Origin of the sequence: uncultured Gelidibacter sp. (assembly GCF_947500795.1) — a bacterium.
Classification (GTDB): Bacteria; Bacteroidota; Bacteroidia; order Flavobacteriales; family Flavobacteriaceae; genus Gelidibacter.
In genome coordinates this window covers 86,622-108,446 of the sequence record NZ_CANMTE010000005.1, presented here as the reverse complement: position 1 = coordinate 108,446, position 21,825 = coordinate 86,622, and the positions used below count along the sequence as shown (strand labels likewise).

The following is a 21,825-nucleotide window of genomic DNA, read 5'->3' as shown; positions in this document are numbered from 1 at the left end:
CCTTAATTACGACACCCCTAAGGAATAGGTGATTTAGTTAACAGATGTGTAATTGATTGGGTGTATTATTAGAGGATGTGAAACGCTAAATCCTCTACTTTTTGTAGATTTTACCATCTTTCATCACAAAAACGACTTCAGTCATGGTAGCAATGTTCTCCGTAGGATCATCATTAGTGGCAACAATATCTGCCAAAAATCCTGCTTTTAATTGCCCTAATTGGTCTTGCATTTTCAGCAACATCGCATTCGTAACGGTAGCGCTTTGAATGGTTTTAATTGCTGGCATTCCGGCTTCAACCATATACCCAAATTCCTTCGCGTTGTCGCCATGGGCAAAAACAGCAGCATCTGTACCGAAAGCAATTCCAACACCACTTTTATAAGCCCTTCCAAACATGTCTTGAATTTTCGGACCGATATCGAGTGCTTTTCCAACAATAACATCCGGATAGTAATTAGGGATTTTAGCTTTATCAGAAACTGATTTTCCCGCCGTAATAGTCGGTACTAAATACACATCATGCTTTTTCATGAGGGCCATGGTTTCCTGGCTCATCATCGTACCGTGTTCAATGGTTTTAACGCCACCAAGAATGGCACGTTGCATTCCCTCATCGCCATGTGCATGAGCTGCGACTTCCATCCCATAATCTTTAGCGGTTTCACAAATGGCTTTAATTTCCTCTACCGTAAACTGCGGATTTAAGCCACTCTTGGCAACACTCAAAACGCCACCAGTAGCAGTAATTTTTATCCAATCGGCACCATTTTTATAACGCTGACGTACGGCTTTTTTAGCGTCCTCAACACTGTTAACCACACCTTCTTCTGGCCCTGGACTCCCTAAAAGTCCTTTCTTGGCACCATTGGTAGGATCGGCATGCCCGCCGGTAGTAGCTAGTGATTTTTCAGCAGTAAAAATGCGTGGGCCTTCAACTTTACCTGCATTAACGGCATTTCTTAATGCAACATTTACGCCTGAACCTCCCAGATCTCTAACTGTTGTAAAGCCAGACATTAAAGTGACTTTCGCAAAGTGCTGTGCATTAAATGCAACATCGGCATCATTAAGTGTGTATTTTTCGAGGTAAGCATTAGGATTCGTTTCCCCTTCAATATGAACATGCATATCGATCAGTCCGGGCATCACTGTTTTAGACTTCAAATCGATCACAACATCTTCAGCAGATTTAGGAGTTGAAAAACCATTCTCGATAGCCAGAATTTTCTTTCCTGAAACGATAATCGTTTTATTGGTTAAAATCTTCCCCTCTTTGGTGTCAATCAATTTGCCACAATGTAAATATGTGTTTTGCCCAAAGGCGATTGCTGTCAAAAACAGACAACAAAGAAGGAAGGATTTTTTCATAATATGTAGTGTATTAGATATTTCTAAGGTGCTTTTCCCACTTCCAAGCAGATAAAAGGGCTTCATCCAGATTGCGTTCTGCTTTCCATCCCAAATCTGTATTTGCTTTAGTAGTGTCTGCGAAGGCTTGAATGACATCACCCTCACGTCTTGGCGCAAATTTGTAATTCAATTTCTGCCCTGAAACTTTTTCAAAAGATTGGATCACTTCCAAAACAGTACTTCCAGTTCCTGTGCCCACATTAAAGGTTTCATAGTTTGTGGCGTTCTTTCCACCTACCAAACGCTCTAAAGCCACCACATGCGCCTTGGCTAAATCCACTACGTGAATATAATCCCTAACACAAGTTCCATCAGACGTTGGATAATCATTTCCAAATACCGATAATTCTTGACGTAAGCCTGCTGCAGTTTGCGTAATAAAAGGTACTAAGTTTTGTGGGACTCCAATTGGCAATTCACCAATTTTTGTACTGCTATGAGCACCAATCGGGTTAAAATAACGCAATGCAATAGCACTCAGTGTCGCATTACTCTTACAGGTATCCTTAATGATTTCTTCACCAATTTGTTTGGTGTTACCATATGGGGATTCAGCCACCTTAATTGGTGCTGCCTCTGTAATTGGCATTTCATCAGCCTGTCCGTAAACAGTACATGACGAACTAAAAATAAAGTTTTGAGTAGGCAATTGCAATAGTGACTTTAACACATACACTAAGGTGTTGATGTTGTTTTCATAGTACAGTAATGGATTTTCAACACTTTCTCCTACCGCTTTACTTGCTGCAAAATGGATGACTCCAACAATATCCTGGTGCTGCTCAAAAAAGGCCTCCACTCTCGCTTTTTCCTTTAAATCCAATTTTTCAAAAATTGGCGCCTTTCCAGTAATGGCAGTAATTCCCGCTAAAACATCAATAGAAGAATTTGAAAGATCATCAAGAATCACAACTTCATATCCTTTTTCCTGCAGTTCTACAACTGTATGTGACCCGATAAATCCTAAACCACCTGTAACTAAAACCTTTTTCATTTATGAATTTGAATTTACAAAATTAATAACTGTAGAGGTAATGAAATCAATTTGTTCATCGTCCAACTCTGTATGCATCGGCAGAGAAATAACTTCTTTTACCAACTGATTGGTCACCGTAAAATCTGCTTCATTATATCGTGAATCTTTATACGCTTTTTGAAGGTGTAAAGGAATTGGGTAATAGACACCACATGGAATACCATTTTCATTCAAGTGCTTTACCAACGCATCTCTATTCACATCTTTAACTTTTAAAGTGTATTGATGGAACACGTGATTATCAGCAGCACCTTCTCTAAAAGGTGTAACGATATTTTCATGACCTTCAAAAGCTTTATCATAAGCATCAGCTGCCTTTAAACGCGCTGCATTATAACTATCTAAATGCGCTAATTTTGTGTTTAGAACAGCCGCTTGAATAGAATCCAATCGTGAGTTGACACCTACCACATCATGATGGTAACGTTCATACATGCCATGATTAACGATACCTCTCAATTTATGGGCAAGCGCATCATCATTTGTAAAAATTGCACCACCATCACCATAACAACCTAAATTCTTAGAAGGGAAAAAGGACGTTGAAGCCACATGACCGATAGTTCCTACCTTTGCTTTTCTACCGTCACTGTAGGTATATGTTGCGCCAATAGCTTGCGCATTATCTTCGATGACATATAAATTATGAGCTTCAGCAATCTCCATAATGGCTTCCATATTGGCACATTGACCAAATAAATGCACCGGTACAATGGCTTTGGTTTTAGGTGTAATCGCTTTTTTGATAGCCTCCACATCGATATTGAAAGTCTTCGGATCAACATCTACCAACACTGGGGTCAACTGTAACAAGGCGATCACCTCAACAGTTGCCGCAAATGTAAAATCAGCAGTAATGACTTCATCACCTGGTTTTAAATCTAAGCCCATCATTGCAATTTGTAGAGCATCAGTTCCATTAGCACAGGGAATGACATGCTTCACATTGAGATAAGCTTCTAAATTTTTCTGAAATTCATGTACTTGTGGACCATTAATATAGGCTGTTGTCTCAAGAACTTCTGTTATTGCTAAGTTAACAATATTCTTTATTTTATCATATTGACCTTTAAGATCAACCATTTGTATATTTCTCATTAGATTGTGACTTGAATTTATGATTTAAACCTCCTTGGCTTATTGGATTGCAAAATTACATAATTAGGTCACTTATACCAATCATTCCTAAAGGTTTAATTTTATCTGAGAACCTGCTTTCTTCTGAATTACCATACCTAAGTATTGAAATTCAATGAGAATTTTCAATCAAATTATTATAAAGAATGTATTTTAGCGCAAATCATAATTCTTGAAATTACTCTATAACATAGCGCTTTATGGTGCTGAATTTTTATTGAAAATTCTAGCACTTTTTAACGATAAGATTAAATTAGGAGTTCAAGGGCGGCAAAAAACATTTAAAACATTAGAAAAGCAGCTCACTCCCAATGATAAGACCCTGTGGTTTCATTGCGCCTCCCTAGGTGAATATGAGCAAGGCTTGCCAATTTTTAAACACTTGAGAGTGGACTACCCTCATCATAAAATTGTGCTCACCTTTTTTTCACCTTCAGGCTACGAAATTCGGAAAAACACTCCAGTAGCTGACATCGTAGTGTATCTTCCTATGGATACTAACAGCAATGCAAAGCGCTTTGTAGCAATGCTGAAACCAGAACTGACCATTTTCGTGAAGTATGACGTGTGGCCCAATTATATGCACGCCCTAAAACAATACAACCTAAGAGCTATCTTAATTTCGGCTGTATTTAGACAAGAGCAACCTTATTTTAAGTTTTATGGAGGAATGATGCGCGATGCTCTACATACATTTGAACACATTTTTGTACAGAATGAAAGTTCGAAACCTTTACTAAATGCGCTAAAATTCAAAACTGTAACAATTGCAGGAGACACGCGTTATGATCGCGTTGCTGATCAATTGCAACAAGACAACATACTCCCGTTTGTTGAGCAATTTAAAGATAGAAAACTATGTGTGGTTATTGGAAGTTCTTGGCCAGAAGACGAATCGCTTTTTATCGACTATATAAATTCCGACACATCAAAAACTATAAAATTTATTGTTGCACCTCACAACATCAGAGGTCAGCAGATTGACAATTTTAAAAAACAGCTTCAGAAAAAGACCATTTTATTTTCAGAAAAGGAAGGCAAGAATCTTTCAGAATTTGATGTATTTATTGTAGATACTATAGGCATTTTAAGCAAGATTTACAGTTATGCCGACATTGCTTATGTAGGTGGCGCAATGGGCCACACCGGACTTCATAACATTTTGGAACCTGCAGTATTTGGAGTGCCAATTATAATTGGTCCGAATTACAACAAATTCCCTGAAGCTTTTGATATGATAGCGCATGGCGGCGTCATCTCCATTAGCAATAGCTCAGAACTAAAACTCACACTCAGTGGTTTAATTGAAGATTCCAACAAAAGAGAAAATCTTGGAACTTTAAATGAAAACTTCATCAAAAACCATATAGGTGCGGTCATCCAAATCATGGATTACATCCGTAAATAATACACATCGTGAGGTGTATCTCTTAAAAAAATGTTAACATCTTTTATTGGATAACTCATGAAGTTTTATAAATTTGTTAGTTACATTAACATTAAAACACTCAAAATGAAAAAATTACTATTAAGTACAGTTTTAGTTGTAGCCTTAGGCTTATCTTTTACTTCTTGTAGAGAAACTGAAAAAAAAGCCGATGATATGGGCGACGCGATTGAAAACGCTGCTGACGATACTGCTGATGCAATGGAGGATGCTGCTGACGACGCTGCCGACAAAACTGAAGGCGCATTAGAAAAAGCTGGTAAAGCAATTGACAATGCTACAAATGAAGTTAAAGAAGCAGGTAAAGCTGTTGATGGCGCTGCAAAAGAAATTGTTGGAGACGACAACTAAATCTACGCTTAGTTAAATTTAGAGACCTGACACTTAGTTGGGTCTTTTTTTTGGACTAATTTTAAAACAAAAAACCCTGACAATCATTTGATTATCAGGGTTTAGTACTCAAGGCGGGACTTGAACCCGCACGTCCTAATGGACACAGGATTTTAAGTCCGGCGTGTCTACCAATTCCACCACTTGAGCAGCTTTCTGAAGTATTCATTGTTTAGAACAATGTTCCGCGGCAGCGAAATTCATACTTCAATCTTCTTTTGGTATTGAGCGAAAAACGGGATTCGAACCCGCGACCTCCACCTTGGCAAGGTGGCGCTCTACCAACTGAGCTATTTTCGCGTTGTATTCAATATTCTAAGAACGTTGCAACCGACGTGTATCGGATTGCGAGGGCAAATTTAATACATTTCTTAGAAATGCAAAGCCTTTTCACTAAAAAAAGAAAAAAAATTTATGCACGCTTCTTTTTCAGCAACATACGCTTAATCTCATTCAGTTTCATCAGCGCTTCTACCGGAGTCAACACATCAATATCAATATTGACAATCTCCTCCTTAATCTGCTCTAAAAGAGGATCATCCAAATTAAAAAAGCTCAGTTGCATATCATCTTCAAGCGATCTCACCTTATCTGTCAGCTCTTCACTACTGTGAGATTTCTCTAATTGCTTCAATATTTTATTCGCACGATTAATGACCTGTTGTGGCATTCCGGCCATTTTTGCTACGTGAATACCAAAACTATGCTGACTTCCTCCTTCTACCAACTTTCTAAGGAAAAGTACATTATTCTTCAACTCCTTGACAGAAACATTGAAATTTTTAATGCGCGAAAAGGTTTCGGTCATTTCATTCAACTCATGGTAGTGTGTTGCAAATAGCGTTTTAGCCTTACTTGGGTGCTCGTGCAAATATTCACTAATGGCCCAGGCAATAGAAATACCGTCATAAGTACTTGTACCTCGACCAATCTCATCCAACAACACTAAACTACGGTCAGAAACATTGTTCAAAATAGAAGCGGTTTCATTCATCTCGACCATAAACGTTGACTCGCCCATCGAAATATTATCGCTTGCTCCTACTCTCGTAAATATTTTATCCGTCAACCCAATGTTGGCGGCATCTGCAGGAACGAAACTTCCCATTTGCGCCAATAACACAATTAATGCCGTTTGGCGTAGAATAGCCGATTTACCAGACATGTTTGGTCCGGTAATCATGATGATTTGCTGCTGATCTCTATCTAAATAGACATCATTCGCAATATAAGGCTCACCATGTGGCAGCTGTTTCTCAATTACAGGGTGTCTCCCATTCTTAATTTCTAAGGCATAGCCCTCATTGATTTCTGGACGTGTATATTTATTGTCATACGCCAATTGTGCAAATCCACACAAACAATCCAATTGCGCTATTAAGGCAGAATTCTTTTGTACCGGTTTGATAAATTGACCTATCCAAAGCACCAATTCAGAAAACAACTGCTGCTCAATTGCCAAAATACGCTCTTCAGCGCCTAATATTTTAGTTTCGTATTCTTTTAACTCTTCCGTAATGTAGCGCTCTGCACTCACCAACGTCTGCTTTCTTATCCAATGCTCCGGAACCTTATCTTTATACGTGTGACGCACCTCTATATAATAACCAAACACATTATTGGATGCTATTTTAAGCGACGTGATGCCTGTAAGTTTACTTTCACGCTCCAACATGGCATCTAAATAATCTTTCCCAGAAGTTGATAAAGACCTTAGCTCTTTCAGCTCAGCGGAAAAATCAGAAGAAATAGTATTTCCCTTTAAAATGTTTACAGGTGCTTCTTCGTTTAGAGTAGCTTTAATTCGCTGACGCAACTCTTCACAAAGCTCCAAGCTTTCTCCTATTTGCTGAAGCGCTTTATTATCGGTGTTTTGGGTGAGTGTTTTAATTGGCACAATCGCTTCCAAAGCATTTTTCAACTGCACCACTTCCCTTGGGCTAATCTTAACCGTCGCTACTTTAGAAATAAGTCGCTCAATATCCCCAATATGTTTGATCTGATTTTGAATTTTCTTCAATATGACAGCATCATCTAACAGATACTGCACGACTTCATGCCGCTGATGTATCTTATCAATATTAATAAGTGGCAATGCCAACCATCGTTTCAACAAACGGCCTCCCATTGGTGAAATGGTCCGATCAATAACATCAATCAATGTCACCGCATTCTGGTTGTAAGAATGGTAAAGCTCCAGATTTTTTATGGTAAACCGATCCATCCACACATGATCATTTTGTGTGACACGTTGAATGGTGGTAATATGTTGCAATTTATGATGCTGCGTCTCGCTCAAATAATGCAATACAGCTCCTGCTGATACAATGCCTTCAAACAAATCTTCAATACCAAATCCTTTTAAAGATTTAGTTTGGAAATGCTTAAGCAAGGTTTCATTGGCGTAATCATCCTGAAAAACCCAATCTTCCATATAGAACGTATGAAATTCACTCCCAAACACATTGATAAACTCCTTGCGTTTCGGTTTTGATACCAGAACTTCACTTGGTCTAAAATTTTGGAGCAACTTATCTATATATTCTGAATTGCCTTGAGACACCAAAAACTCGCCTGTAGAAACATCCAAGAAGGCAACGCCAATCGCATTTTTACCAAAACAAACAGCGGCCAAAAAGTTATTGGACTTAGAATGCAGAATATCATCATTTAAAGCGACACCTGGCGTTACTAATTCCGTTACCCCACGCTTCACAATGGTTTTGGTTTGCTTAGGATCTTCCAATTGGTCACAAATTGCGACCCGGCATCCAGCCTTTACCAGTTTTGGCAAATAATTGTTTAGGGAATGGTGTGGAAATCCGGCAAGTTCAGTCTCACTATCGCTTCCAGCACCGCGTTTCGTTAAAATAATATCTAATATTTTAGAGGCTTTTACCGCATCTTCCCCAAAAGTTTCATAAAAATCGCCGACTCTGAAAAGCAATAAAGCATCTGGATACTTCGCTTTAATTGCATTGTATTGTTTCATTAACGGGGTTTCCTTTTTTACGTTCTTAGCCAATGGTTTTGTGTTTTAAATGGTATTTTTGCCCTAAATATTAGGTCCGCTAAGGTACTTATTATTTGAGGGTTTGAAAAATGCAGCGCTCAGAAGTTATTTACATTTAATGAATAAAAAACAGTCGGGAATACACTGCTTTGCAGAGTTTAGATCATTTTAACCAAACGACTCTGTTTTTCAACATTAAATAAGGAATTCAAGATTAAAAAATAGAAAAAATGCGAAAGCTAAAAAATAGCGAACTTGACCGATTAAGTGTTGACGAATTTAAAACTACCGAAAAAACACCGCTTATTATTGTTTTGGATAATATTAGAAGCTTAAACAATATTGGTTCGGTCTTTAGAACGAGTGATGCTTTTTTGGTTGAAAAAATCTATTTATGTGGCATTACTGCAACGCCACCGCATAAAGACATTCATAAAACCGCTTTGGGAAGTACAGAAACGGTAGATTGGGAATATGCGGAACACACCATGGATGTTATTGAAAAATTAAAGGCTGATAAAGTTATTGTGGCTTCAGTTGAACAAGCTGAAAACTCGACGATGCTTAATGATTTCCAACCTCAAACCAATCAGAAATACGCCTTGGTTTTTGGCAATGAAGTAAAAGGAGTTGCACAACACGTGGTGAGTGCGAGCGATGTCATTTTAGAAATTCCTCAATTTGGAACAAAACATTCCTTAAACATCTCCGTAAGTTGCGGCGTTGTAATTTGGGATGTTTTTGCAAAAATGACCGCAGGACAATAAGACCTCACTTAATTCTTAATACTCTATACTTAATACTCTACACTTAATACTTAGTACTCTATACTTAATACTCCTCACTATCAGTCGGCGTACAAATCTCTCCCAACACCCATAAATAATCCTCACGATTTTCCACAAAGTCACGATCTGAAATATCAATAATTTTGACGTTGAGTTCTGTCTGATTTTTTAGGAATTCCAAATAGCCCGCATTTATTTTTTCGAGATAGTTGTTTTCAATATTCTGTTCGTAATCGCGCCCACGCTTCTTGATATTGGCCTGCAAACGTTCTGTATTTTGATAGAGATACACATACAAATCCGGCTTGGCAATGTCTTTGTACATCAGATAGAACAACTTTCTATACAGACGAAATTCATCCTCAGGCAATGTGATTTTTGAGAAAATCAACGATTTATAAATATCATAATCGCTCACCATAAAATCCTTGAACAAATCCAACTGAGATAAATCGTCACTAATTTGCTGATACCTATCGGCCAAAAAAGACATTTCCAAAGTAAAGGCGTAGCGATGTGGCTCTTCATAAAATTTTGGCAAAAACGGATTGTCCGCAAACCGTTCCAAAATCAATTTGGCATTAAATTCGTTCGAAATTTGATGCGCCAAACTCGTTTTACCAGCACCAATATTTCCTTCTATGGCGATATAATTGTAATTACCAAAATCATACTGCTTCATCGGATTTTTCAACCAAATGTTAACCGGCTCAATCTCACTGTCGTCTTTGCAAGATTCCAAAAGCTCGAAAACAGTTTTTTCTAATTTTGGATGAATCACCTTTGGCGCGATATCATTGAGAGGTTGCAACACAAACTTCCGCTTGTGCATTTGCGGATGTGGCGTGGTGATCAATTCGGACGTCATTACGTCATCATCATAAAAAATCACATCCAAATCGATAGTTCTGGACTCATAACTTCCACCAGTGTTCCTTGTACGCCCAAGTGCTGTTTCAATAGCAAGCAACTTGCGCATGACGTCTTCAGCAGCATATTGAGTTTCCACAAAAACACAGGTATTATAAAAATCTTCGGTAGCACTATCGGTGTCAAAACCTAACGCAGGCGTGTTATAAACGCGCGCTATGATATTAATCTTACCAATTCGTTTAAAAATAAGATCAATAGCATCTTGCAGATGTTTTAGTCTGTCGCCTTTATTACTGCCTAAAGCAATGTAAACAATGTGAGGTTGGTCCATAATTATCGCCAAAAATAAAGAAAACAAAACCACTTTATAATATGATTTCGGTTAAAAAATTATTTTAAATGCGGCACTTCTCGGAAATTTTCAAAATAGATTTATATTTTTTTTTACGACCGTTTACTTCAGCTATATTTGTGTATTCTAAAGTATTGATTGGAATGATTTTAGATATATAGTCAGAGGAAAAGGTTTTCCAAACCCTATTTATCGTATTTTAAAGTATCATTTATAAAACATTAAGACTTGAGAAAAACCGAAGCTGCAGAAAACGCCAAAGTTTTATTAAACTGTAATGCAGCACTATCTTTTAAAATTAACTTTACATATACCCACAAAACCAATTGTCTTTCATTAGCTTGAAAGTCATAACTAAATTTTCAATGAAAAAGTTTTTCAAAATCACCGGAATCACCTTATTAATACTAATTGTTTTATTAATAGCCCTGCCATTCGTTTTTCAATCGCAAATAAAGGGCATGGTAAAGAATTACATCAACCAAAACCTTAATGCCAACGTTGAGTTTAGCGATGTAACCTTAAGCTTATTTAGAAGTTTCCCACAAGCACATGTGGAAGTGAGCGATTTGGTAATTACCAATTTCAAACCTTTTGAGAACGAAACTTTCGCCACTGCAAAGAACATCAACTTTACAATGTCAGTAAAGGAACTTTTCAAAACTTCTGAAGAGCCAATAATTGTCAACTCCATTAACGTTAATGAAGCATTATTGACGCTAAAAACAGATGCTTTTGGAAACGTCAATTATGATATTTTAAAGGAAAATGAGAACCCGCAGGATTCTACCGCGTTTTCATTCGACATTAAAGATTACAGCATCAAAAACAGCGCGCTCACTTATATTGACATTCCTGCGGACATGCAATTTTATGTTTCAGAATTGAATCACACAGGAAAAGGTACTTTTTCAGGTGATATTTCTGAATTGGACACCAAATCTGAGGCTAACGTGAGTTTAACCATGGATAGCATCAATTATTTGAATAATAATCATGTGAAGTTAGATGCGCTGATCGACATGGATTTAAAAGCGCAGAAATATACGTTTAAGGAAAACAACGCTCTTATTAATCAGCTGCCGGTTGAATTTAACGGGTTTGTTCAAATTATAGAGGAAGGCCAACTTATTGACCTCTCTTTTAAAAACACAGGCTCCTCATTTAAAGACTTTTTGGCGGTAATGCCAGCAACCTATGCTAAAAACTTAGACAATGTAGAAACCACCGGAAATTTTAACGTGAACGGCATCATTAAAGGAAAGGTTACCGAAACCACCATCCCTACATTAGATATTAGTATTTCTTCGGACAATGCGTCCTTTAAATATCCAGACTTACCAAAACGTGTTGAAAACATTGTGATCGACACAAAAATTAAGAACGATACAGGAAATGCAGATGACACTTATGTGGCGATAAACACTCTAAACTTTAAAATTGATAGTGATGTCTTTAAAGCTTCGGCATTGATTAAAAATCTGACCGGCAATATGTTGGTGAATGCTGATATTGATGGGACTTTAAACTTAGCAAACCTTACCAAGGCATATCCTTTAGAACTTGAAAATGAGCTGAGCGGAATCCTAAAAGCTAAACTGAACACCGCTTTCGACATGAATGCTATTGAAACGAGCGCCTATGACAGAATTAAAGCGTCGGGAAATGCGAGTATCAGCAATTTGGTGTTCACGTCCGATGCTATGAACCAGCCACTGCATATTTCAAAAGCGGATATGACTTTCAATCCATCAACGGTTACTTTAAATAGTTTCAGCGCAAAAACGGGACAAAGTGATTTTTCAGCAACAGGAACCATTAATAACCTAATTGGTTTTATGCTGAGTAAAAAAGTGAATTTAAAAGGAAATTTCAACCTGACCTCAAATACGTTTGCACTCAATGATTTTATGAGCGAAGAAACAGAAAGTACGACTGCAGCAACATCAAAAAAAGCAGCCACCACTACTGAAGGCTTAAAAATTCCGCAGTTTTTGGAAGGCACTATAACCGCTACTGCCAACACTGTCATTTATGACAATCTGAAACTGAAGAACGTAAAAGGCGACTTATTTGTAAAAGATCAGAATGCCACTATAAATAATTTGAGTTCCACAATTTTTGATGGTGTCTTAGCCCTTTCTGGAAATGTGAGCACCAAAGCAGATACCCCTACATTCAATTTAAATATGGCTGCCAGTGGATTTGACATCGCCAAATCATTTACGGATCTGGAACTATTACAAAACCTAGCGCCTATCGCTAAGGCATTAAAAGGAAAGCTAAACAGCACCCTAAAAATATCTGGCACGTTAGACAAAGAATTCTCTCCTAATTTGAGTACCATTACCGGAAATGCGCTTGCTGAATTACTAACGACTGACATCGACGAAAGCGCCAGTCCGCTGTTGTCGAAACTTGAAGGCGCCTTAAGCTTTATTAATTTTGGCGATTTAGATTTGAATGATCTTAAAGCACATTTAGAGTTTGCTAATGGACAAGTAACCATTAAGCCTTTCAATTTAGCATATAAAGATATTGGCATTGTAGTTTCGGGCTCACATGGTTTTGACAACACAATGGCCTATGATGCGGTATTCAATGTGCCTGCAAAATATTTGGGAAGTGAAATCAACAGACTCATTGGCAAGATTAACGACAATGAGGTCAATAAAATCAGTATTCCTGTAAGCGCTAAAATAATGGGAACATTTGCAAGCCCGAAAGTCACTACAGATCTAACGAGTGGCGTTGCCAATTTAACGAAGCAATTAATTGAAATTGAAAAGCAAAAACTGATTGGCAAAGGAACAGATAAAATCAAAGAGCTACTTGGTGGTGCCATGGGTGGAAATACAACTCAGAATCCAACGCCAACAACTCCTTCTACCACTCCAAAAGATTCAACCAATACAAGTACGCAAACGCCGAGTATTAAAAAAGACAGTACAAAAACAGGAAGTGAAGCGATAAAAAATACTATTAAAGATATTTTCAATACGAGAAAGAAGAAAAAAGACACGGTCAATTAAAAGGATCAAACGCTCAATTGTAATCAAAAAATTAGTGATTTTGCATTGAATCGAGTGAAAACAACCTGCAATCTAAAGAAATTTAAGCAATTATGTTAAAGTAATGTGAGTTTATTTGCTTTTGTGGATTAAAAAGTTATACTGTATGGTTACAGTTAACGTATTTAAATAAAAGAGATTAGATGAGGCAATTAAAAATCACCAAGCAGGTTACTAACAGAGAATCAAAATCTCTAGATAAATATTTACAAGACATTAGTAAACTGCCTTTGATTACAGCGGATGAAGAAGTAGAATTGGCACAACGTATTAGAACAGGAGATCAAGAGGCTTTGGACAAACTGACCACCTCCAACCTTCGATTTGTCGTTTCAGTTGCTAAACAATATCAAAATCAAGGTTTAACCCTCCCCGATTTAATTAATGAAGGCAACGCAGGCTTGGTAAAAGCAGCGAAACGTTTTGATGAAACAAGAGGTTTTAAGTTTATTTCTTATGCGGTTTGGTGGATTCGTCAAGCAATTCTTCAAGCTTTAGCAGAACAATCTCGAATAGTTAGATTACCTTTGAACAAAATTGGCTCGATCAATAAGATCAATAAGGCCTATTCATTTTTGGAACAAGCGCATGAACGCCCGCCTAGTGCTGAGGAAATTGCGACTGAACTGGATTTGACCGTGAAGGATGTGAAGCAGTCCATGAAGAACTCTGGACGTCATATATCGATGGATGCACCTTTAAAAGAAGGTGAAACCTCAAGTTTATATGATGTAGTTTCTTCTGGAGATTCTCCAAATCCTGATAGAAATTTAATGACAGAATCATTAAGTTTGGAAATTGACAGAGCACTCAACACACTTTCCCAAAAAGAAAGTGATGTTATTAGATTGAATTTTGGACTTAGCAATCAACCTCCAATGACCTTGGATGAGATTGGTAAGACTTTTGATTTGACAAGAGAACGTGTGCGTCAAATCAGAGAAAAAGGAATCAGAAGATTGAAGCACACTTCAAAAAGTAAAATTTTAAAAACGTATTTGGGATAGTCTCAAATACATTATATACTCTAATAATTATCTATGTTAAGAATCGAAATTAAAGAAGGCGAAAACATCGAACGCGCCATCAAACGTTACAAACGTAAACACCGAAATGTAAAGGTGATGCAGAATTTGAGAGAGAATCAATATTTCACTAAACCATCAGTGAAAAAGAGAAGACAATTACAAAAAGCAGCTTACATACAAAACTTAAGGGATCAAGAAGAAATGTAGTCTTCACAACCCTATACAACAAAAAATCACGTAATAATTACGTGATTTTTTGTTTTCCAATGGGATGATCTTCATAAAAATCATCAAAAGTTTTAGCTGTGGTGTAGTGATCGGTGAGCACTTTATAAACCATAATCACTACAAACACCTCTCCTAAACAGGTCATATAAAACATCCATGTAAAAGAAGCATCCATCGCCAGCATAATGGTTAGTGTCACCAACAACAGCGTGGTTAATATGACATATAGCATTACTGGAATTTTCATGACTTCCGTATTTAAGGCATGAGTTAAGTCTCATAGCCATTCTCATAGATCACTAAAATGAGCAATCTAAAAGCAAATTTAAGTTACGAAATAATCATGGCTTTAAATCGAATTTAACGCTAAAGCACTGTTTTTTAACATTTTACGAAACAGTAAGTGCTACCACACAACCTTCATTCCCTCTAATATTAAAAACTGTATCATCTTCAAAAATAAGATACTGACCTTTGATACCTTTTAAAACACCCTGATAGACAGGCGTCTTAGCCAAGTTAAGACTTTGAGGTTTTGCGGGATATTGCAATACGGGGAATTCAATTTCAGTTTCTTTGTTGTTGGCTATATAATATGCTGCGGCTTCTTCAGGAATAGCATCCCGTAAACGATCTCGCCACTCTACCAAATTCTCATCAACAATATCATTTTTCAACATGGTACGCCAATTGGTTTTATCGGCTACAAATGCTTTTAGAGCAACTTCTGTAATACCCGCCAAGTATCTATTGGGCACCTCAACAATCTCAATGGCCTCATGCGCCCCTTGGTCAATCCAACGTGTAGGCACTTGACTCTTCCTCGTGACTCCAACCTTTACGTTACTGGAATTGGCGAGATAAACTACGTGTGGCTGCAATTGTACACGTTTTTCGTATTCTAAATCGCGGTCTTCTTTATCTAAATGTGCCGTACTTAATTCAGGTCTCATGATCCAATCTGCAGCTTGCGGAATATCAAAAAAACAACTTTTACAAAATCCTTGTCTGAAAATTGGTTTATCAAGTGAGCAGTTCAGACATTGGTAACCAACAAATTGAATGGTGATATGTTTATCCAACAACTGATTCATATTGATAAAGTCATTTTCAAAAATTAGATAGTATTGGATAGGATGTGAAAACTCCGTTGCCATTTTGGTCAAGACCCCTTGGTACGTCATTTATTAAAAATTTTATTTAGAAGAATTTGTTTAAAAAAAGTATTATTTTTAGTCTTTAAAGATACTACAAATATGCCAATTCCATTAGTAAATTCGATTGCTTCATGGTTCTTAAAAAAGCGATTTCACCAAATCGAATTATTTTTAAAATACCCCAATGAAGTTCAGAACGAATTACTTCAAGATCTTATAATTACGGCAAAAGACACTGAAATTGGCAAGACTTATGATTTTGCCAGCATCACAAATTACCGAACGTTTGCAGAACGGGTTCCCATCACTTCTTATGAAGACAATCAATCACAAATTGAACGATCGCGACTCGGCGAAAACAATATTTTTTGGCCAACACCCATCAAATGGTTTGCAAAATCCAGCGGAACAACCAATGCGAAGAGCAAATTTATTCCGGTAAGCAATGAATCTTTGGAAGATTGCCATTATGCCGCGAGTAAGGACTTATTGTGCATGTATCTCAACAATAACGAAAACTCACAGCTATTCACAGGAAAGAGTTTAAGACTTGGTGGCAGCAAGGAACTTTATAGAGAAAATGGCACTGCCTTTGGGGATTTATCAGCGATTTTGATTGATAATATGCCGTTCTGGGCCGAATTTAGCAGCACCCCAAGCAACAAAGTTTCTTTGATGAGCGATTGGGAGCATAAAATGCAGGCCATTGTAAATGAAACCATCAATGAAAATGTGACAAGTCTTGCAGGTGTGCCCTCTTGGATGTTGGTGCTTATGAATAACGTGTTGGAAACGACCAATAAGCAAAACATTTTTGATATTTGGCCAAACCTGGAAGTGTATTTCCACGGCGGCGTTAGCTTTCTACCTTATGTCGATCAATATAAAGCCATCTTACCACGCCACGATTTCAGATATTATGAGATTTATAATGCGTCGGAAGGATTCTTCGCGATTCAAGACCAGAACAACTCCAGTGAATTATTGTTGATGTTGGATTACGGGATATTTTATGAATTTATTCCTATGGATGCTTATGGCACTCCAGAGCAGCGCATCATTCCGTTGGCGGAGGTTGAAAAAAATAAAAATTACGCAGTGGTCATTACCACCAATGCCGGATTGTGGCGCTACAAAATTGGCGATACGATACGATTTACGTCATTGGAACCTTACCGCATTAAAGTGAGCGGACGCACCAAACATCATATAAATGTATTTGGGGAAGAACTGATTATTGAAAATGCGGAAGACGCTTTAAAGAAAGTCTGTAAGAAAACAAATTCGCAGATTGTAGAATATACTGCGGCACCAATTTTTATGAGCGGTAAGGATAAGGGAGCGCATGAATGGTTAATTGAATTTAAAACGCCGCCAGAAGATATCGATTACTTTAATGAGCTGCTTGACAATGCTCTTAAGTCGTTAAATTCAGATTATGAAGCGAAACGTTACAACAACATCACCCTCAATAGTCCGAAAATAAACATAGCAAGACACCAATTATTTTATGATTGGTTGAAGCAACAGGATAAATTAGGAGGGCAACATAAAGTGCCCCGATTGTCCAATACGCGAGATTACATGGATGCACTCTTAGAGCTAAATGTTTAGTGGTCGTTTAGCGGAAAAATCGGCATTTATAATTCTTATATCGAGAATATTCAGAAGTTCAACTAAAAAGAAGTAGTTGGGCTTTTTTCTTACAAATTTGCGATTATATTTACGATGTAGCACACCATAAAATACAGCAGGAAAGCAGTTTTTATGAACTTAAAAAGACATACACAATACGTTTGTATTGTTTCTATATTTTAAGCATTGTACCTGCAATATTAGTTTTTTAAATCCAAAAAAATAAAAACCACCCTGAAAAGAGTGGTTTTATTTTTTAATATCATTCTGGATTATTACGAGACTGCTTTCAATCGTTTTAAAGTGGTTTTATCCAATTTATCTTCAGCATACTCTTTAGTCACATGAAGCTTAGTTTCCTTGCCACTTGGCAATTCAAACATGGCATCAGTCAATATTTCTTCACATAAAGATCTCAAGCCTCTAGCACCAAGCTTATACTCTATCGCCTTTTCAACAATAAAGTCTAATGCGCCATCAGTAATGGTGAATTTGATATCATCCATTTCAAACAATTTTTGATATTGCTTGATGATCGCATTTTTAGGCTGGGTTAAAATCGCTCTCAACGTTTTAGCATCTAAAGGATCCATATAGGTTAACACAGGTAAACGACCAATGATTTCTGGAATAAGACCAAAATCTTTCAAATCTTTTGGAATGATGTATTGCAGTAAATTATCTGCATCAATCACATCATCCTGAGCTGCCGCTTTGTAACCAATAGCTGCCATGTTAAGACGTTTTGAAATCATGCGCTCAACGCCATCAAAGGCACCACCAGCAATAAATAAGATATGCTCCGTGTTGACTTCAATAAATTTCTGATCTGGATGCTTACGCCCTCCTTTTGGCGGCACGTTTACCGTTGTACCTTCCAATAATTTCAATAATGCCTGTTGCACACCTTCACCGGAAACATCTCTGGTAATTGAAGGATTATCACTCTTACGGGCAATCTTATCGATTTCATCAATAAATACAATTCCTTTTTCTGCCTTCTCCAAATTGTAATCTGCCACCTGTAGCAAACGTGTCAAAATACTTTCAACATCCTCACCTACATAACCAGCTTCAGTTAAAACCGTAGCATCTACAATGGCCAATGGCACATTAAGCATCTTTGCGATGGTTTTAGCCATTAACGTTTTACCTGTTCCGGTTTGCCCAACCATGATGATGTTACTCTTTTGAATATCAATATCATCATTAGTAGCTGGTTGCAACAAACGTTTATAGTGATTGTAAACCGCAACGGACATTACTTTTTTGGAGTATTCTTGACCTATAATATATTCATCAAGAAACTTCTTGATTTCTTTAGGTTTTTTAAGCATCATTTCAGACGACAGTTCCGCATTGCCACTTTGCTTTGATTCTTCCAAAACAATACCATGGGCCTGCTCTATACATCTATCGCATATATGTGCGTCCAGTCCTGCAATCAATAAACTGGTTTCTGGCTTTTTCCTACCACAAAACGAACATTCTAATTCTTCCTTTGCCATAACTCTTTTAATTCCTCTTATTTTAATATTTCAAATTTATCAATGTGATAATTTTGAAATTACTTTTCTTTAGTACTAGATAAAACTTCGTCAATCATGCCATATTCTTTGGCCTTATCTGCTTTCATCCAGTAATCTCTATCACTATCATTGTATACTTTGTCATACTCTTGACCCGTATGCTTCGCAATGATGTTATATAATTCCTGCTTTAAGGTAAGGATCTCTCTAGCGGTAATTTCAATATCACTCGCTTGACCTTGAGCACCTCCCAAAGGTTGGTGGATCATAACACGAGAGTGCGTTAAACCGCTACGTTTCCCTTTTTGACCAGCACACAATAACACAGCACCCATAGACGCTGCCATACCTGTACAGATAGTTGCTACATCAGGTTTGATAAGTTGCATGGTATCATAAATACCTAGACCTGCATAAACACTACCTCCTGGTGAGTTGATATAAATTTGAATGTCTTTAGCAGCATCTGTACTTTCCAAAAACAACAATTGTGCTTGGATGATGTTAGCCACTTGGTCATTGATAGCAGTACCCATAAAGATAATACGATCCATCATCAACCTAGAAAACACGTCCATTGCTACTGCATTCAATTGACGTTCTTCAATAATATTTGGCGTTAACCCAACAGGGTACATACTGTTCATGATTTGATTGTAATATGTACTGCTGATGCCTTGATCCTTTATTGCGAATTTCTCAAATTCTTTTCCGTAATCCATAAATAAATTTTAGTTCTTAAATTCGTAAATACCCATAAATACTGGGATAATTTGATGACTACCAATGAGTCAAAAAAAAGCGTAAAACCTAACAGTCTTACGCTCTAAATATAACGATTTAAATTATAATTATTAGCTGTAAAACTCTTTTACAAATTCGTCATAAGTAATTTCTTTAACCTTAAGATTAGCTTCTTTCTTGTAAAGTTCTAATAACTTTTCGCTCATCAATTGCTCTGACAAACGTTTTACTTCATCTCTGTTAGATAAGATACGCGCTGCAATATCCTCTAACTCTTTATCTTGAGGATCCATTTGACCAAATTGTGCCATTTGCACTTTGATCATGTCTTTAGTGAAAGACTTAAGATCTTCAAAGGTAACTTGCAAATTGTATTTTTCAATCAATTTACCTTCAATCAACTGGTAGCGCATGCTTTTTTCAGAGTTTTCATACTCTTCTTTCGCTTGATCTGCATCCAATTGATTTTCACCTGCAGTTTGCATCCATTTTTGTAGGAACGCTGCTGGAAGGTCAAATTTTGTGTTTTCTACTAAATACTCAGTAACGTCATTCAAGAATTTCTGATCGCCTTGTTGTGCAAATTGCTTTTCAGAATCTTCCTTGATTTTAGTTTTCAATTCAGTTACAGATGTTACAACATCCTTACCGAACAATTTATCAAACAACTCCTGATCTAAATCGGCCAACTCTCTTGTGTTGATTTCTTCAACTTTAAAAGTCACCTCAACATCCAATCCGTGAGCGTCATCATGAGATACTTTTAAGAAGTTCATCAAATCATGATCGTCATTGAATAAGCCTTTAGTTTTTACAGTAACAACATCACCAACTTTAGCACCGATGAATGCTTTTTCAGCAGTTTTACTTTTAACTTTATCTAAAGTAAGTGTTGTTTTGTTATTGATTTCTTTTTCTTCGTTTGCAAAAACACCTGTAATTTCAGAGTCTTTGGCAACAGTATCTTGAGAGATCAATTTGCCATATTGCTTACGAATATGTTCCACCTGACCGTCAATCATTTTATCATCAGCAACAATTTTGTACTGAGTGATTGCTTTTTTTCCTTTAAGATCTACTTCAAATTCTGGTGCCAAACCTAATTCAAATTCGAACGTAAAAGAATCAGCATTCCAGTCTAAATCATCTTGAGGCTTCGGTAATGGATTTCCTAAAACGTCCAATTTCTCTTCAGTCAAATATTTATTAAGAGCATCCTGTAAAAGCTTATTAACTTCATCCACCAAAACGGCTTTTCCATATTGCTTTTTAACCATGGTCATTGGCACATGCCCTTTTCTGAATCCAGGAATATTAGCTGATTTACGGTAATCTGTAAGGATCTTTTCAACTTTATCACTATAGTCTTCTTTAGCGATATCTACTTTTACAATAGCATTTAATGCGTCAATGTTTTCTCTTGTAATATTCATATTATAATTAATAAAGCCTAAGGCGTTTTAATGTTTAACGATTTTTCAAACCTACAAGGGTTCCTATTTTCTGCGGAATTAGTTCAAACTTCGTACCAAAAGGACTCCTTAAAACACTGATTTGACTAGTAAAAAATCGGGATGCAAAATTAAGCATTTTTTAAATCCCAACAAAGTTTTTAAACAGTTGATTTAGAGACTAGTTTTTGTCTTTGTCTAACAGTGAGTAAAGTACAGATTGTAAAAAGGATAAAAGCAAACTAAATAACAGCGCTATCCAAAATCCGCTCACTTCAAATCCGTCCATAAAGGCGTCTGCCAACAGAATAATGCACGCATTGATGACCAATAAAAACAGCCCTAATGTCAACACTGTAATTGGCAAGGTTAAAATCACCAATATCGGTTTCAAGAAAGCGTTAAGCAATGCCAATACAATAGCTAAAATAATAGCAGATGTAAATCCGGCAACATCCACGCCAGGTAGAAAATTAGCCAATACCACTACGGCAACAGCTGTTAAGAGTAATCTGATGATTAAATTCATAGT

At 37.0% G+C, this 21,825-nt stretch carries 18 protein-coding genes and 2 tRNA genes; 7 read left to right on the top strand and 13 right to left on the bottom strand.

Going from position 1 to position 21,825, the window contains the following annotated elements; all coding sequences use genetic code 11:
- Positions 1–94: 94 nt before the first annotated feature.
- Genes Q0947_RS12435 through Q0947_RS12425 form a run of 3 tightly spaced genes read right to left on the bottom strand, consistent with a single transcriptional unit; the run spans position 95 to position 3,548 of the window.
- Positions 95–1,372, bottom strand: a complete 1,278-nt coding sequence (locus tag Q0947_RS12435) for an amidohydrolase family protein (RefSeq protein WP_299397955.1) — start codon at positions 1,370–1,372, stop codon at positions 95–97.
- Between the two features lie 13 nt (positions 1,373–1,385).
- Positions 1,386–2,408 carry a UDP-glucose 4-epimerase GalE gene (gene galE / locus Q0947_RS12430; RefSeq protein WP_299397950.1) on the bottom strand — a complete coding sequence of 341 codons (1,023 nt, stop codon included), beginning with the start codon at positions 2,406–2,408 and terminating at the stop codon, positions 1,386–1,388.
- Complete coding sequence (locus Q0947_RS12425) at positions 2,409–3,548, bottom strand: DegT/DnrJ/EryC1/StrS family aminotransferase (RefSeq protein WP_299397945.1); 1,140 nt, start codon at positions 3,546–3,548, stop codon at positions 2,409–2,411. It lies immediately after the preceding gene.
- 211 nt (positions 3,549–3,759) lie between these two features.
- Between Q0947_RS12425 and Q0947_RS12420 the strand changes: the two genes are divergently transcribed.
- Together Q0947_RS12420 and Q0947_RS12415 are read left to right on the top strand one after the other, a co-directional pair.
- On the top strand, positions 3,760–4,995 hold the full coding sequence (locus Q0947_RS12420) for a glycosyltransferase N-terminal domain-containing protein (RefSeq protein WP_299397941.1): 1,236 nt from the start codon (positions 3,760–3,762) through the stop codon (positions 4,993–4,995).
- Positions 4,996–5,100: 105 nt separating this feature from the next.
- Complete coding sequence (locus Q0947_RS12415) at positions 5,101–5,385, top strand: hypothetical protein (protein WP_299397936.1); 285 nt, start codon at positions 5,101–5,103, stop codon at positions 5,383–5,385.
- A 105-nt stretch (positions 5,386–5,490) separates the two neighbouring features.
- Here Q0947_RS12415 and Q0947_RS12410 read toward each other — a convergent pair.
- The 3 genes from Q0947_RS12410 to mutS all read right to left on the bottom strand — a co-directional run bounded on the left by Q0947_RS12410 (position 5,491) and on the right by mutS (position 8,449).
- A tRNA-Leu gene (locus Q0947_RS12410) sits at positions 5,491–5,574 on the bottom strand.
- A gap of 77 nt (positions 5,575–5,651) precedes the next feature.
- A tRNA-Gly gene (locus Q0947_RS12405) sits at positions 5,652–5,724 on the bottom strand.
- Positions 5,725–5,836: 112 nt separating this feature from the next.
- Positions 5,837–8,449: a DNA mismatch repair protein MutS gene (gene mutS, locus Q0947_RS12400; protein WP_299397932.1), complete on the bottom strand. Its 2,613-nt coding sequence runs from the start codon at positions 8,447–8,449 to the stop codon at positions 5,837–5,839.
- A 218-nt stretch (positions 8,450–8,667) separates the two neighbouring features.
- On the opposite strand from mutS, the gene Q0947_RS12395 reads away from it, so the two are divergent.
- On the top strand, positions 8,668–9,204 hold the full coding sequence (locus Q0947_RS12395; protein WP_299397927.1) for an RNA methyltransferase: 537 nt from the start codon (positions 8,668–8,670) through the stop codon (positions 9,202–9,204).
- 64 nt (positions 9,205–9,268) lie between these two features.
- Here Q0947_RS12395 and folK read toward each other — a convergent pair whose 3' ends face one another.
- The gene (gene folK, locus Q0947_RS12390; protein WP_299397923.1) at positions 9,269–10,429 is read right to left on the bottom strand and encodes a 2-amino-4-hydroxy-6-hydroxymethyldihydropteridine diphosphokinase; all 1,161 of its coding nucleotides are present in this window, start codon (positions 10,427–10,429) and stop codon (positions 9,269–9,271) included.
- A 386-nt stretch (positions 10,430–10,815) separates the two neighbouring features.
- Here folK and Q0947_RS12385 point away from each other — a divergent pair, with 386 nt between their 5' ends.
- From Q0947_RS12385 to rpsU, 3 genes are all read left to right on the top strand, one after another.
- A complete protein-coding gene (locus Q0947_RS12385) occupies positions 10,816–13,482 on the top strand; it encodes an AsmA-like C-terminal region-containing protein (RefSeq protein ID WP_299397920.1) in 2,667 nt (888 codons plus the stop codon).
- A gap of 182 nt (positions 13,483–13,664) precedes the next feature.
- Positions 13,665–14,528, top strand: a complete 864-nt coding sequence (locus Q0947_RS12380) for an RNA polymerase sigma factor RpoD/SigA (protein WP_146893659.1) — start codon at positions 13,665–13,667, stop codon at positions 14,526–14,528.
- 33 nt (positions 14,529–14,561) lie between these two features.
- Entirely contained in the window at positions 14,562–14,756 is a 195-nt protein-coding gene (gene rpsU, locus Q0947_RS12375; protein ID WP_133757260.1) for a 30S ribosomal protein S21, read from the top strand.
- Between the two features lie 37 nt (positions 14,757–14,793).
- Here the strand turns inward: rpsU and Q0947_RS12370 are convergent, their stop codons facing one another.
- Positions 14,794–15,024 (bottom strand): hypothetical protein, encoded by a 231-nt coding sequence (locus tag Q0947_RS12370; RefSeq protein WP_299397909.1) that lies wholly within the window; start codon positions 15,022–15,024, stop codon positions 14,794–14,796.
- 142 nt (positions 15,025–15,166) lie between these two features.
- Entirely contained in the window at positions 15,167–15,961 is a 795-nt protein-coding gene (locus tag Q0947_RS12365; RefSeq protein ID WP_299397906.1) for a DUF2797 domain-containing protein, read from the bottom strand.
- A gap of 72 nt (positions 15,962–16,033) precedes the next feature.
- Here Q0947_RS12365 and Q0947_RS12360 point away from each other — a divergent pair, with 72 nt between their 5' ends.
- Positions 16,034–17,548, top strand: coding sequence for a GH3 auxin-responsive promoter family protein (locus tag Q0947_RS12360; protein ID WP_299397902.1), 1,515 nt, complete (start codon positions 16,034–16,036; stop codon positions 17,546–17,548).
- Between the two features lie 296 nt (positions 17,549–17,844).
- On the opposite strand, the gene clpX is transcribed toward Q0947_RS12360, so the two are convergent.
- The 4 genes from clpX to Q0947_RS12340 all read right to left on the bottom strand — a co-directional run bounded on the left by clpX (position 17,845) and on the right by Q0947_RS12340 (position 21,822).
- Positions 17,845–19,077 carry an ATP-dependent Clp protease ATP-binding subunit ClpX gene (gene clpX, locus Q0947_RS12355; RefSeq protein ID WP_299397898.1) on the bottom strand — a complete coding sequence of 411 codons (1,233 nt, stop codon included), beginning with the start codon at positions 19,075–19,077 and terminating at the stop codon, positions 17,845–17,847.
- Positions 19,078–19,136: 59 nt separating this feature from the next.
- Positions 19,137–19,820 carry an ATP-dependent Clp endopeptidase proteolytic subunit ClpP gene (gene clpP / locus Q0947_RS12350; RefSeq protein ID WP_299397894.1) on the bottom strand — a complete coding sequence of 228 codons (684 nt, stop codon included), beginning with the start codon at positions 19,818–19,820 and terminating at the stop codon, positions 19,137–19,139.
- A gap of 132 nt (positions 19,821–19,952) precedes the next feature.
- Positions 19,953–21,275 (bottom strand): trigger factor, encoded by a 1,323-nt coding sequence (gene tig, locus Q0947_RS12345; RefSeq protein WP_299397890.1) that lies wholly within the window; start codon positions 21,273–21,275, stop codon positions 19,953–19,955.
- A gap of 199 nt (positions 21,276–21,474) precedes the next feature.
- On the bottom strand, positions 21,475–21,822 hold the full coding sequence (locus Q0947_RS12340; RefSeq protein WP_299397885.1) for a phage holin family protein: 348 nt from the start codon (positions 21,820–21,822) through the stop codon (positions 21,475–21,477).
- Positions 21,823–21,825: the final 3 nt, after the last annotated feature.

Bases quoted from the DNA above. Each gene is read 5' to 3' on its own strand.
- Q0947_RS12395 (WP_299397927.1), top strand. From the start codon at position 8,668: ATGCGAAAGCTAAAAAATAGCGAACTTGACCGATTAAGTGTTGACGAA.
- Q0947_RS12425 (WP_299397945.1), bottom strand. From the start codon at position 3,548: ATGAGAAATATACAAATGGTTGATCTTAAAGGTCAATATGATAAAATA.
- tig (WP_299397890.1), bottom strand. From the start codon at position 21,275: ATGAATATTACAAGAGAAAACATTGACGCATTAAATGCTATTGTAAAA.
- Q0947_RS12380 (WP_146893659.1), top strand. From the start codon at position 13,665: ATGAGGCAATTAAAAATCACCAAGCAGGTTACTAACAGAGAATCAAAA.
- Q0947_RS12360 (WP_299397902.1), top strand. From the start codon at position 16,034: ATGCCAATTCCATTAGTAAATTCGATTGCTTCATGGTTCTTAAAAAAG.
- galE (WP_299397950.1), bottom strand. From the start codon at position 2,408: ATGAAAAAGGTTTTAGTTACAGGTGGTTTAGGATTTATCGGGTCACAT.
- Q0947_RS12385 (WP_299397920.1), top strand. From the start codon at position 10,816: ATGAAAAAGTTTTTCAAAATCACCGGAATCACCTTATTAATACTAATT.
- rpsU (WP_133757260.1), top strand. From the start codon at position 14,562: ATGTTAAGAATCGAAATTAAAGAAGGCGAAAACATCGAACGCGCCATC.
- clpX (WP_299397898.1), bottom strand. From the start codon at position 19,077: ATGGCAAAGGAAGAATTAGAATGTTCGTTTTGTGGTAGGAAAAAGCCA.
- Q0947_RS12340 (WP_299397885.1), bottom strand. From the start codon at position 21,822: ATGAATTTAATCATCAGATTACTCTTAACAGCTGTTGCCGTAGTGGTA.
- Q0947_RS12415 (WP_299397936.1), top strand. From the start codon at position 5,101: ATGAAAAAATTACTATTAAGTACAGTTTTAGTTGTAGCCTTAGGCTTA.
- Q0947_RS12370 (WP_299397909.1), bottom strand. From the start codon at position 15,024: ATGAAAATTCCAGTAATGCTATATGTCATATTAACCACGCTGTTGTTG.
- folK (WP_299397923.1), bottom strand. From the start codon at position 10,429: ATGGACCAACCTCACATTGTTTACATTGCTTTAGGCAGTAATAAAGGC.
- Q0947_RS12365 (WP_299397906.1), bottom strand. From the start codon at position 15,961: ATGACGTACCAAGGGGTCTTGACCAAAATGGCAACGGAGTTTTCACAT.
- clpP (WP_299397894.1), bottom strand. From the start codon at position 19,820: ATGGATTACGGAAAAGAATTTGAGAAATTCGCAATAAAGGATCAAGGC.
- Q0947_RS12435 (WP_299397955.1), bottom strand. From the start codon at position 1,372: ATGAAAAAATCCTTCCTTCTTTGTTGTCTGTTTTTGACAGCAATCGCC.